Genomic DNA, 13225 nt, shown 5'->3' with positions numbered 1-13225 from the left:
TTCTTCGAGTAATTGTGGCTATGTAGCCACAATTACTTTTGAAAAAAGTTGTTTCAATTTCTAGAAACATTTTTGAAAAAATATAAAAGACTTAATAAAGTGACGTGAAAAAATGGAGAGAGTAAAATGAAACTGAGAAGATATACGAAAACAACTATTTGTCTCTGATGGAGAGAGTATGTTCAATTCAGAAGGGAAACTAAAAATGTCTGCTAAACAAATAAAAGATTTTTTTGCACTAGAAAATATACCAGATAAGTTAGTAATTGTTGAACTACCTAAGAATACAATATTAGAGGTTAGTATTGTAGGACCTCAAGAAAGTTGGGGAAAAACGTTGGGTGGTGGAGTACAGTTTGCATTTCCATATGCAAAATATGAAACAAAGTGGTTTGAAAAAATAATAGAAATAAAATAGGAGATACAATGAAAATGCAGATAGACAACATAGAAATAAATAGTCATCTATCCTTTAGGGAAATAAGGGAGATATATGCTGGAAGAAGCAAGAATGTAGAAATTGTGAATGATGATGTTAAAATGATTATTGCCAGGACTGAACGGGATGAGGTATATAAAATCAGGTTTAACAGGGATGATATTATTCGTTGCATGGAAATATGGCCTGATTATAGTTGCTTTATGGAAATGCCGGAAAAATTTAATATTATTCCGGACAGGAATGCAGCAGAAAAATGGATTGAGCGATATATTAGAAAAGATGATAATTTAAAAATATCGTTGACACAAATTCATTCTTATGGGGTGCAATACGCGATATTAATAGATTTTTCTGTTTAATGAAACAACTTAGGAGGAAATATAATGGGAAATTTTAAAATAGTTAAGAGTGAATTGCTATACTATGAAGGTGATGAGACGGTTGTAGATGTACCTGAAGGCGTAAAAAATATACTGAAAAACAGTTTTGTCAAATGTAACAAGGTGGTTAAAATAAATTTTGCAAACACAGTAAAATCCATTGAGGAAAGGGCAATTTATAATTGCAGAGAACTAAAAAGCGTAAATATTCCGGAAAATATTGAAAATATAGGAATGGGAATGACATATGGATTTAATGGGGAAACAATAACCGTTAATAGTGATAATAAAAGATATAGTGATGGCGAAGGTAAAAATTGCATTATAGACAAGAAAGAGAGGAAACTCGTTTTAGGCTGTAAGACAAGCATAATACCTTTGACAGTTAACATAATCGGAAATAGTTCTTTTCGTGGGTGTCATACAATAAGGAGTATTGTTATTCCAAGTACAATTGAAAGGATAGAAGATTATGCTTTTTGCGGATGTGAAAATTTAGAAAAAATAACAATTCCGGAAAGCGTTAAGTATATCGGGAAAAATGCCTTTTGGGGGTGTAAGTTACTAAAATCTATAAACATTTCCAATGCGGTAAAAGAGATAAGAGAGGGTACGTTTAGTTATTGTAGCAACCTTGAATATATCAATTTACCGGATGGTTTGGAAAGCATTGAAAAAGAAGCTTTTAGTTACTGTAGTAGTTTAAAGAGGATTAATATTTCTGATAAGGTAAGAGAAATTGGTGAACGTGCATTTGAACTATGTGGAGCAATGGAGGAAGTCAGATTACCTGAAAATTTGGAGATAATAGGTGAAGGAGCCTTTTACTCTTGCATAAATTTGAAAAAAATAAACATGCCCATTGCTTTGAAAATAATTGGAAAGCAGGCATTTTATAATAATGCAGGCATTAGTAGAGTTAGGATTCCATCAAATGTGACTGAAATAACGGAAGAAGTGTTTTTGGGGTGCTCGAATCTGAAAAAAGTAATTATACCTAAATCTGTTAAACAGATAGGAGATAGAGCATTTTCAGGTTGTTACAAATTAAAGGAGATTGATATACCCTCTGGTGTAAATAGAATTGAAAACAATGCTTTTGCTTTTTGTAGTGGAATGAAAAAAGTTACAATAACAGGTAATGCAATTGTAATGTGTAATAACATATTTTTGCATTGTGATAACCTCGTCATTTACTGTGAAAATAAAACGGTGGCACAGGAGTATGCAAAAAATAATAAAATTAAGTACAGAATAATTAATTAAGCATAGTGAAATATAAATCTGGATACTTTTCTATAAAATTAACCACACACAGGAAGAGAGAAGGAGATAATTAAGTCTATTAGGGAAAAGTTTACAATAAATAAGAATACACTGCTTAGAAAATACATCAAACCTGAACAAGTGGAAAAATACATAAGTGGAGACTATACTTCAGTACAAGGCTGCATATCAAGGGCAGAGGATTACAGTGATGTTGGTGATTTTAGGGACATATATTATTCGTTCAGACTGGATTATAACCCACCAAAGGGTGGAGTTCATGATTACAGTCCGACCCAGACGTCATACTGGAAGATAGAGTTTAAGATTTTATATGGTGAATTGGAAAAGATTAACCTGAAAAACACATATGGTGATGCATTTGGAGGCAGTAATACGTTGCCTGATCCATGTACACAAAACGCATTCACAGGTTCGGAAAACGGAAAGGTCATACCGGAGTGGAACTTGGAAAACGGAATAGAGTACAATGATAATGCGTTAATAACAAAAATTGAAAACGGGAAGATAGTGAAACAATATGAGTTTTATGGTAAAAAATGGAGAAAGATAAGATGACATTGAGAAGAGGAAGATACACAGTATATAAAAGAAGAGTATATAGTCTTCATAGGATGGATAATGATTGCATGTTTATTTTTATTGATGACAATAAACTTTTAGATGATAAGTGCATAAAAGATAAATGGGGATATTATATTCGCCCCGTCACACCGGATGAGATAGGTGATATTTATTGTGTTACACCATATGCAATATATAAAGGACGTAAGGTGGAATTAAGAGGAAGTAAGTTGTTTGAAAAAATGGCAATAGCACCGACTGACATGGATAACACAGACTATAATGAAACAATGAAAGTATTAGGCATTCAACATGAATATAACGGAGAAGATACAATATTTGTGCCAGCCAAGGATTTGGATTTTTATGAAAGGGTAAAGTATTATGATAAATATGGATATTTTAATGGGACAGGAAAACCATACAAGGTTGAGGATTACCATGTAATCATTAAGGACGGTGAACTTCACAGATATAAGGTGGAATAAACATACACCTTGGAATGACAGAGAATGAAATAAGCATAGGCAGGTTTCAGGAACTTAAGCTTAAACCATTAAATAATGGAACATACACGGAAAGAGAGAAGGAGATAATTAAGTCTATTAGGGAGAAGTTTACGATAAATAAGAATACACTGCTTAGAAGAATAATTAAGCCACAAGATGCAGGAAAGTACATAAGTGGAGAATATACTTCTGTACGAGGATACATATCAAGGGCAGAGGATTACAATGATGTTGGTGACTTTGAGGATATCTTTGAAACATTTCGTTTGGACTACAATGATACACCATATCATTCAACAGACAAGTCATACTGGAAGATGGAGTTTAAGACTATACCGGATGATTTGAAAAAGATCAATTTGGACAATACATATGGGAAAGAATTTGGAGGCCTGAATGAAGATATAAATCCATGTACAAGAAATGGATATACAGGCGCAAAGAACGGAAAGGTAATACCGGAGTGGAACTTAAAAACGGAGGGGCTAAGGTATGATGATAATGCACTTATAACCAAGATTGAAAATGGAAAGATAGTGAAACAGTATAAATATGTGAAGGAGAACAAAAAATGGATAAAAATAAAATGATATTAAGAAGTGGTATATATACAGTATATAGAAATACAGTATATGAGATTAATAGGTGGCTGGACAGAGATGGAGAATATATTTACATTCATGATAAGGAGGATATGGATGATAAATGCATTAAGAAAGACGGATATGTAATTCGTCCCATAACTTCTGATGAAGTAAGTGAGGTTTATAGTGTCACACCATATGCAATATATAAGGGATACAAAGTGGAATTAAGAGGAAGTAAACTGTTTGAAAAAATGGCAATAGCACCGACAAGCATGGATAACACAGACTATGATGAGACAATGAAAGCATTAGGCATTAAACATGTATATGATGGAGATGATACAATATTTGTTCCTGCAAAAGACTTGGATTTTTATGAAAGAGTAAAGTATTATGACAGACATGAATATTTTAATGACATATTTCAACCGTATAAGGTTGAGGATTACCATGTAATCATTAAGGACGGTGAACTGCACAGACATAAGGTGGAATAAACGTACACCTTGGAATGACAGAGAATTAAAAACATATGTTTAAATGGGAATTGTGGATGTACGTCTGCAATTCCTTTTGAGAAAAACGATTTAAACAGAAGGTGGTTTGTCACATAAGGGAGAAGTTTACAATAAACAAGAATACATTGCTTAGAAGGTACATCAAACCGGAGGATGTTGAAAAATATGTAAGTGGAGAATATGATGCTGTAAGAGGGTGCATCTCAAGGGAAGGTGACTGTAATGATGTTGGAGATTTTGAGGATATTTTTGAAACATTTCGTCTGGACTATGATAACATACCATATCATTCAACAGATAAGTCATACTGGAAGATAGAGTTTAAGACTATACCGGATGATTTGAAAAAGATCAATTTGGACAATACATATGGAAAAGAATTTGGAGGTCTGAATGAAGATATAAATCCATGTACAAGAAATGGATTTACAGGCGCAAAAAATGGAAAGGTAATACCGGAGTGGAACTTAAAAGAGGGCATAGGATATGATAAAGCATTGATAACCAAGATTGAAAATGGAAAGATAGTGAAACAGTATAAATATATTAAAAATGAAAAGATATGGAGGAAAATAAAATGAGGTTAAAATGGGATAGATATACGGTTTACAAAGGAAAAGAAACAATGTTGTATAGAGATGATAGAAGCAATCAATTAGTAATTCCAATCAATAATGAAGATATGATGGATGATAAGTGTATACAGGATGAATGGGGACATTATATCCGTCCGGTAACACCAGATGAAATAGGAGACATTTATAGCGTCAGACCATATGCAATATATAAGGGACATAAGGTGGAATTAAGAGGAAGCCGTATAGACGAAAAAATGGCAATAGCACCGACAAGCATGGATAACACAGACTATGATGAAACAATGAAAGCATTAGGCATTCAACATGTATATGATGGAGATGATACGATATTTGTACCATCAAAAGACTTGGATTTTTATGAAAGAGTGAAGTACTGTGACAGATATGAATATTTTAAGGGTATATTTGAACCGTATAAGGTTGAGGATTACCATGTAATCATTAAGGACGGTGAACTGCACAGATATAAGGTGGAATAAACATACACCTAGGAATGACAGAGAATTAAAAACATATATTTTAATGGGAATTGTGGATGTATGTCTGCAATTCCTTTTGAGAAAAACGATTTAAATAGAAGGTGGTTTGTCACATAAGGGAGAAGTTTACAATAAACAAGAATACATTGCTTAGAAGGTACATCAAACCGGAGGATGTTGAAAAATATGTAAGTGGAGAATATGATGCTGTAAGAGGGTGCATCTCAAGGGAAGGTGACTGTAATGATGTTGGAGATTTTGAGGATATTTTTGAAACATTTCGTCTGGACTACGATAACATACCATATCATTCAACAGATAAGTCATACTGGAAGATAGAGTTTAAGTCTACGAATAAGGAACTCAAGAAAATCAATCTGGACAACACATATGGTTATGAATTAGGTGGAAACAACACGTTACCTGATCCATGTACACAAAATGCATTCACGGGTTCGAAAAATGGAAAGGTAATACCGGAGTGGAATTTGGAAAAAGCTGTGAAATATAGAAAAGATTCATTGATTACTAAAATTGAAAGAGGAAGAATGGTGGAACAATACAAATTTAACGATGGAATATGGAGGAAGGTAAAATGAGATTCCCATGCAAGGTTGAGGATTACCATGTAATAATTAAAGACGGTGAATTAAACAGATATAAGCTGGAATAAATCTGCATTTGGGATAATACCGATGGGAAAAAATTAAAGGAGGCAACATAGTGAAGAAAGTATCAATTTCATTAGCAGTCATAGGAACAATTTGGGTTTTAATGGGAGTTATTGCGCAGCTTAATAATTGTGCCGGAGAATTATTATTTTTTGCGGCAGGAGCTTTTATACTTATGGCAATAGTCACATTGGTGTGCAGAAAGAAAACTGTTGTTATTTCTGCGGGAGTGCTTGTAATGTACATAGCGATAATATGCCAATATATTATGTTCAATAGTTTTTACATTGCCAATATGTGTATAATAATGGCTTTGGTAGTAGGATTTTTATTAATTCTTTATGGAATTATAGCCGGTTTGAAAACAAAAAAATAAGTTTATCATTATATTAAGATAAGAAGGAACGTTCATGTATCTGTATGTAATTACGGGTATATGGACGTTTTTTAGCGTTTGTCTTTAGGGCAAAAACAAGTGGAATTTTCCAGAAAGGTTATTAAATAATAAAATGTGCAAAAATAAATCAGGTAGAAAGCCTACAAAATAAAAAAACATATTTAGGGTGCAAATTTGTATTATATGAAAAACAAAGGAGTTATATAAAATTTTAATACTTTTTTTATAAAGAAAAACACACTAATATATTTATAATGAAACGATTTTATGATAATATAGATATACCAATATGTCATAAAGGAGAAATAAAATGGGCAACTTAAAATATTTAGATAAAAAAGGGACATTTACCCTGAATAATCCGGATTTAACCAGCTATATGTATTTTCCGTTAGCTAATGAGGCAGGAGTTATGAGCTCCATAACACCTGATTTAGGGGGAGATATAAAATTAGACCAGAATACATTTTTGTTAGAGCCGGTTAGCAGTGAAAACCTGCACAACAACAAGTCAGTAAGAAACTTTTGGATTTACGTTGAAGGTAAAAAAGCCTGGTCTGTGGCAGGACGTTCAGCAGCACAGCAGGCAAAGTTGTTTGATGATGATAAAGAAGAAGTGAAGCTGACAGCCGGAATTATGTGGCATCAGATAGAGAGAAAATCTGATGATTTAGGGCTTAAAGCTACAGTGACATCATTTGTTCCTGAAACTAAGGACAAGGTGGAACTGACTAAAATAGAAATTACAAACATAACAGATTCACATATTAAATTTACTCCTACTACAGCTATACCTTTGTATGGACGTTCGGCTTCAAATATAAGAGATCACAGACATGTTACCTCTTTGCTTCACAGAACATTTACGGTAAAAAACGGAATAGAAATCTTTCCGACACTTACATTTGATGAGAGAGGACACAATAAAAACACTGTTTATTATGGAGCTTTGGCAAAGGAAGAAACTGACGGAGTAATGGTTTCCCCAATTAGTTTCTGTCCTGTTACTGAGGAGTTTATCGGACGTGGCGGAAATTTTGAAAATCCATATATGGTTGCCAAGAATCAGCCTCTTCCGTATGGAATTGGTGAAGAAATTGACGGCTACGAAACAGTTGCGGCAATGAGATTTGCTGATGCTGTAATCTCACCGGGAGAAACAAAAACATACATTATAGCATTAGGCTATGGTAATTCAGAAGAAGAAATAGATAAGTTAGGGGAGAAATACCTTGACACAAAGGCTTTTGACAGCTTTCTTGAAGAAACTAAAAAATATTGGCAGGATAAAATCAATGTAAGTTACAATTCGGCAGACAGTGATTTTGATAACTGGATGCATTGGGTTAATTTCCAGCCTATGCTTAGAAGAATATATGGCTGTTCATTCCTTCCTCATCATGATTATGGAAAAGGTGGAAGAGGATGGAGAGATTTATGGCAGGATTGCCTTGCCCTTCTTATTATGGAGCCAAAGCAGGTACGTCAGATGTTAATTGACAACTTTGGAGGTGTAAGATTTGACGGAACCAATGCTACTATTATAGGTTCAAAGCAGGGTGAATTTATTGCTGACAGAAATAATATTGTAAGAGTGTGGATGGATCATGGAGCATGGCCATACTTAACTACAAGCCTTTATATGCAGCAAACCGGAGATATTGAATTTTTAAATGAAGAAAATACATATTTTAAGGATGCACAAATTGGAAGAGGTGAGCATAGGGATAACCTGTGGAGTGATGGTGAAGGCAATATGCAGTTATCAGAAGACGATACACCATACAGGGGAACTGTACTGGAACATTTGCTTATACAACACCTTACATCCTTCTACGATGTAGGAGAACATAACCATATCAGACTTCGTGGTGCTGATTGGAACGACGGTCTTGATATGGCTGAAAAACGTGGAGAAAGTGTTGCATTCACAGCGTTATATGGCGGAAATTTAAGAGATTTAGCAAAAGATATAATGACTCTTTCAAAGAAAACAGGAAAGGATACCATTTCTCTTGCAAAGGAGATTGAGGTTCTCTTAAATGCAGACAAGACAGTTTATGACAGCATAGATGAGAAACACAAAGTTCTAAATGCTTATTGTAATGCAGTGGGGCACAAGGTAAGTGGCGAAAAGGTATCAGTAGACTGTACAAAGCTTTGCAATGTGCTTAATGAAATGTCATCATGGATAGCAGACCATATTAGGAAGACTGAATGGATTACTAATAAAGAGGGAAATTCATGGTTTAACGGATATTATGATAATAGTGGAAATGCTGTTGAAGGTGATTTTTCATCAGGAGTAAGAATGATGCTTACAGGTCAGGTATTTGCCATTATGTCAGGTACTGCTACGGATGAGCAGGTGGCAAAAATTGTAAAATCGGCAGACGATTATCTTTATGATGGAGCAATTGGAGGCTACAGATTAAACACAAACTTTAATGAAGTTAAAACCGATCTGGGAAGAATGTTTGGTTTCGCATTTGGACATAAGGAAAATGGAGCAGTATTTTCACATATGGCAGTTATGTATGCCAATGCACTTTACAGAAGAGGTTTTGCAAAGGAAGGATATAAAGTAATAAATACCCTTTATAAACATTGTCACAACTATAGCGTAAGCTGTATTTATCCGGGAGTTCCAGAGTACGTAAACCAGAGAGGTCAGGGAATGTATCATTATCTTACAGGCTCAGCCAGCTGGTTGCTTCTTACGGTATTAAATAAAATGTACGGTATAAAAGGTGAACTTGGCAACCTTAAACTTCAGCCAAAACTTTTAAAGGAGCAGTTTAAGGATAACAAAGCAGGTGCATCCTGTCTGTTTGGTGGCGTAAACATTAATGTTATATATGAAAATCCGAAGGGACTTGATGCAGGTGAATATTCCGTAAAGGAAATATATATAAATAATGAAAAGTATGGCAATGGTGATGTTATTGCCAAAGAAGATATTAACAAATTAAATAAAGAGGTGCAAATTACAGCAGTTCTTGGTTAGGTAGGAAATAAAACGAAGGAAGTTCATTTTTTGTAAATGTTTCCTATCACTGGTCATTAATCAAAAGTTGATGGCAATACATATTAGCAAGAGGAGGAAATATAATGGAATGGGCAAGAGCAATTTGCTATTCAGGTTATCGTGAAGGGCAAAGTCCCAAAACCGGCACGTACCCTACATATGAGCAGATAAAAGAGGACATAAATATTTTATACAACATGGGATTTAAGTACATAAGAATGTATGACCCCATTGTATATTCGGAAATGACATGCCAGGTAATAAGGGATATGAAGTATGATATGCAGATGATGTTGGGTCCTGACCTTATATCGGAAGTTAATAATCCTAATTGTCCGTGGCTTAAGACAAATTATTCAGATGAAGAGTTAAAGGCAAGGGCAAAGAGAAATGATGCCAATATTGATGAATTAATAAGAATTGCCAATGAAAATTCTGACATTATTAATGTTGTATCAGTAGGGAATGAAAATACTCCTAAATGGGGAGCCAATACAGTTCCTGTGGAAAGACTTATTGAATTTGCCAAGAGGCTTAAGGCAGGAACGGGAAAACCGGTTACCTTCAATGAGGGAGCAATAGAATGGCAGGAATTAGGGAAACTGGCAAAGTATCTTGATATAATCAGTGTACATTCGTATCCTCTCTGGGGTGGCAATTCCGTGGAAGGTGGACTTAGGGAAAACAAAAAATGGTACAGACGCATGAAGGAATTGTATCCAGATAAGGAAATACTGTTCTCTGAAGTAGGCTGGGCAACAAGCAGTGTAGGATTTGCACAGATTAAAGAAGAGGATGCCAATGAAGAAAACCAGAAAAAATACATCGAGGAGTTTTGGAAATGGAGTGACAGTGAGAAAATAATTGCTTATATGTTTGAAGCTTTTGATGAACCGTGGAAAGGTGGAAATACTCCTGAAGAACCGGAGAAACACTGGGGAATGTATTTTGTGGACAGAACTCCTAAGCTGGTGCTTCAAAACTAAACAAGTAAAGACATTTGTCATTAAGTAATGATACCTAATATAATGTATAATAAGAAAAAGCTGTTGCGCTGATTTAAAAGTCGGCGTAATGGCTTTTTATGTTATAAAAACATTGGACTGTAATTATAAAAACGTTGCAAGCCATAGAAGATTTGAAATGTTTTTGCAAAATGGATAATATAATAACAAAACACAGTAAATAAAGATAAAAATATTTCAAATCAAGTATATTAATAGTATGAAAAGAGTTAAAAAACGCATAAAATACTTGTAAAAAATGCATAAAATAAAAAGCGTTTCAAACGTTTTAATCGTTGAAATGCACAAAAGACAATGCTATAATAATAACATCTTTAGTTTGTACGAGAAACTAAACGAGTATTAAAGAATTAAAGGAGGATAACGTTAATGAAATTTAACAAAACAGTTAAGAAGTTTTTAGCTTTTGCATTAAGTTTAGCCATGGTTGTATCATCATTGGTTATTAATGATGCAACAGCCAGGGCAGAAGGAGAGTTTGAAATCTCCCGGATAACATGGAGCGTAGAAGATAACGTTAAAATGTTTGACGTGGAATTTACTTCTGCTTATGATGGTGAAACAGCAAAGGATCCTTATATCTACTGCATTTATGTAGACCAGACGGATTCAGATCATTCCGCAATTAACTATTCGAATGAATGGAATTGGAAAAGCAATTTTCAATGGCTGAATGAAAATGGAGGAATGAACAACAATTACAAGTTTGACAAGGTATTTACAATTGCATCTGATTTTGCAGCCAATGGAAAGGCAGGTATATATCTTGCACAGGGAACACATACTGTGTATATTGTAGCATATTCAACAGTTGAAGATGCTCAGGCAGATACTAACCCTGTAAAAACAGCATCAAAGGGAATTACAGTTCCGGGAGAGGTAGAAACAACTACAGTACATGATGCAGACACAGTGGCAAACATTGAAATTACAAGTGTTGAGAAGGATGTTAATAACGGAATTACAGTAAAATGGGTACACCCTGAAGGTATGGATGGTTTAACACAGGAATTTTACATTGGAACTCCGGACTCAGTTATTGAAGATGAAAAGCATTGGGCAAAGAACGGTACAAATAATTACATCTGGGGAGTTGCAAAAGGCAGAACAGATGTTGATAATGTTGTAGCTTCAAAGGATGATTCAATTAAAGTTGAAAATGGTGGTGACTATGTAGTTAGAATAATATATAAAGATGCTACAGGAGCCATAGTTGCAAGAGGAACTACAGAACCTGTTCATTTTGAAAAGTATGTTAATAATGAAATGAATGTATTTCAGGAGAGAAATGAAGGCTTAACAGCATTTCTTAAATGGACAAAGGTTACAGGAGCAGCTTCATATGCACTTTATGATGCTGAAGGAAATGAAATAAAGAAAGATATTGTTGCTGACTGGGTGGATGTTGTACTTGCTGATTATGATACAGAATTCACATATACCATCAAAGCATTTGACAGCCAGGGCAATGAAATAGAAGTTACAAAGAATACAGTAAATGCAAAGGTTTCAACACAGCCTGAAACTACAGAAGCTCCGACGGAAGCACCAACAGAAGCTCCTACAGTTAATCCTGGTTCAGAGATTAAATTAGACAAGGAATTTAATGAAGAAGGAACATTTGATTTAGGTGGTTATAAAATCTATTTGGGAACCAGCTGGAATGCTTCAACTGCTAAGGCAGGAATCGATGAAAAAGATGCAAAGCATGTTATAGTTCAGCAGACAAACAGCAACTGGAATGATGCATGGGGATTACAGGTTATTAAGAAATTTTATAATTTAACACCTAATGCTACATACACAGTTGAATGGAACATAGTTGCAGCATCTAATGATGGAAACGTAATGGTAACAAACAACAAAGCTAAAATTCAATTAAATGGAGGAGCACAGACATTAACAGGAACATTTACAGTTGACGGAGAAGGAAAAGGCGAATTTGTAGTAGGAATGGGTTGGGTAGGTCTGACCAATCCTATAGAATTTTTCACCCCTGTTGTAAAGGATGCAGAAGGAAATGTTTTAGATGACAGCAAGATTGATACACCTGCTGAAAAGCCGACAGAAGCTCCTACGGAAACTCCAACAGAGGCACCGACTGAAGCACCAACAGAGGCACCGACTGAAGCACCAACAGAGGCTCCTACAGCAGCCCCAACAGAAAAGCCAACGGAGGCTCCTACAGCAGCTCCAACAGAAAAGCCAACGGAGGCACCTACAGCAGCTCCAACAGAAAAGCCAACACAGAAGCCGACAGTAGCACCTACAACAGCTAAGGTAAAAGTTGGAACAGCCAAAGTAAAATCAGCTTCAAAGAAGAAAGCTTCAGCTAAGGCAAAAATTTCTCTTAAGAAAGTAAAGGGAGCAACAAAATATCAGGTACAGATTTCTACATCAAAGAACTTTAAGAAGGTACTTGTAAAGAAAACAGTAAAGAAGTTGTCATTTACAGTTAAGAGCAGCAAAATAAAGAATAAAAAGAAATTATATGTAAGAGCAAAGGCTATTAAGGTGGTAGGAAAGAAGTCTTACACAGGAAAATGGTCAAAAGCTAAAAAGGTTAAAGTAAAATAAACTAAGAACATATATAAGGTCATCATGCAGGTGGAATTATTTGCCGGTGTGATGACCTTTCTTTATATGACTTACAGATGGGAAAACTTTGATATTAAATTACATTCTTTAAGGACAAAAAACATAAAAAAATATATAAAAATGATACCTTTATAAAAAAAC

The 13225-nt window shown here is 34.7% G+C and carries 14 protein-coding genes; all 14 read left to right on the top strand.

Translation table 11 applies throughout. The features are described 5' to 3' along the window. Positions 1–178 precede the first annotated feature (178 nt). Positions 179–418, top strand: a complete 240-nt coding sequence (locus H8S00_RS10335; RefSeq protein ID WP_118590018.1) for a hypothetical protein — start codon at positions 179–181, stop codon at positions 416–418. Positions 419–426: 8 nt separating this feature from the next. After that, positions 427–801 (top strand): hypothetical protein, encoded by a 375-nt coding sequence (locus H8S00_RS10330; protein WP_118590020.1) that lies wholly within the window; start codon positions 427–429, stop codon positions 799–801. A gap of 24 nt (positions 802–825) precedes the next feature. Next, entirely contained in the window at positions 826–2088 is a 1263-nt protein-coding gene (locus H8S00_RS10325; RefSeq protein WP_118590022.1) for a leucine-rich repeat domain-containing protein, read from the top strand. Positions 2089–2229: 141 nt separating this feature from the next. Further along, positions 2230–2667 (top strand): hypothetical protein, encoded by a 438-nt coding sequence (locus H8S00_RS10320; protein WP_118590024.1) that lies wholly within the window; start codon positions 2230–2232, stop codon positions 2665–2667. Next, positions 2664–3161 (top strand): UCP033725 family protein, encoded by a 498-nt coding sequence (locus tag H8S00_RS10315; RefSeq protein ID WP_118590026.1) that lies wholly within the window; start codon positions 2664–2666, stop codon positions 3159–3161. Before H8S00_RS10320 ends, H8S00_RS10315 begins: the two co-directional genes overlap by 4 nt. 14 nt (positions 3162–3175) lie before the next feature. After that, positions 3176–3772, top strand: coding sequence for a hypothetical protein (locus tag H8S00_RS10310; protein ID WP_118590028.1), 597 nt, complete (start codon positions 3176–3178; stop codon positions 3770–3772). Continuing rightward, entirely contained in the window at positions 3754–4266 is a 513-nt protein-coding gene (locus H8S00_RS10305) for a UCP033725 family protein (protein WP_118594994.1), read from the top strand. The genes H8S00_RS10310 and H8S00_RS10305 overlap by 19 nt, the downstream gene beginning before the upstream one ends. A gap of 101 nt (positions 4267–4367) precedes the next feature. Further along, positions 4368–4868, top strand: coding sequence for a hypothetical protein (locus H8S00_RS10300; RefSeq protein ID WP_186840516.1), 501 nt, complete (start codon positions 4368–4370; stop codon positions 4866–4868). Further along, on the top strand, positions 4865–5365 hold the full coding sequence (locus tag H8S00_RS10295) for a UCP033725 family protein (protein ID WP_186840515.1): 501 nt from the start codon (positions 4865–4867) through the stop codon (positions 5363–5365). The genes H8S00_RS10300 and H8S00_RS10295 overlap by 4 nt, the downstream gene beginning before the upstream one ends. 101 nt (positions 5366–5466) lie before the next feature. After that, positions 5467–5964: a hypothetical protein gene (locus H8S00_RS10290; protein WP_147365700.1), complete on the top strand. Its 498-nt coding sequence runs from the start codon at positions 5467–5469 to the stop codon at positions 5962–5964. A gap of 124 nt (positions 5965–6088) precedes the next feature. Then, complete coding sequence (locus H8S00_RS10285; RefSeq protein ID WP_118590419.1) at positions 6089–6412, top strand: hypothetical protein; 324 nt, start codon at positions 6089–6091, stop codon at positions 6410–6412. Positions 6413–6743: 331 nt separating this feature from the next. Continuing rightward, positions 6744–9440 (top strand): GH36-type glycosyl hydrolase domain-containing protein, encoded by a 2697-nt coding sequence (locus tag H8S00_RS10280; protein WP_186840514.1) that lies wholly within the window; start codon positions 6744–6746, stop codon positions 9438–9440. Between the two features lie 104 nt (positions 9441–9544). Beyond that, the gene (locus H8S00_RS10275) at positions 9545–10447 is read left to right on the top strand and encodes a glycosyl hydrolase family 17 protein (RefSeq protein ID WP_118590425.1); all 903 of its coding nucleotides are present in this window, start codon (positions 9545–9547) and stop codon (positions 10445–10447) included. Positions 10448–10855: 408 nt separating this feature from the next. Next, entirely contained in the window at positions 10856–13063 is a 2208-nt protein-coding gene (locus H8S00_RS10270; protein WP_186840513.1) for a PT domain-containing protein, read from the top strand. Positions 13064–13225 lie beyond the last annotated feature (162 nt).

The organism is Eubacterium segne (assembly GCF_014287775.1).
Taxonomy (GTDB): Bacteria; Bacillota; Clostridia; order Lachnospirales; family Lachnospiraceae; genus Eubacterium_G; species Eubacterium_G segne.
Note: the sequence above shows the minus strand (reverse complement) of the source record. Positions and strands in the feature narration are given on the sequence as shown.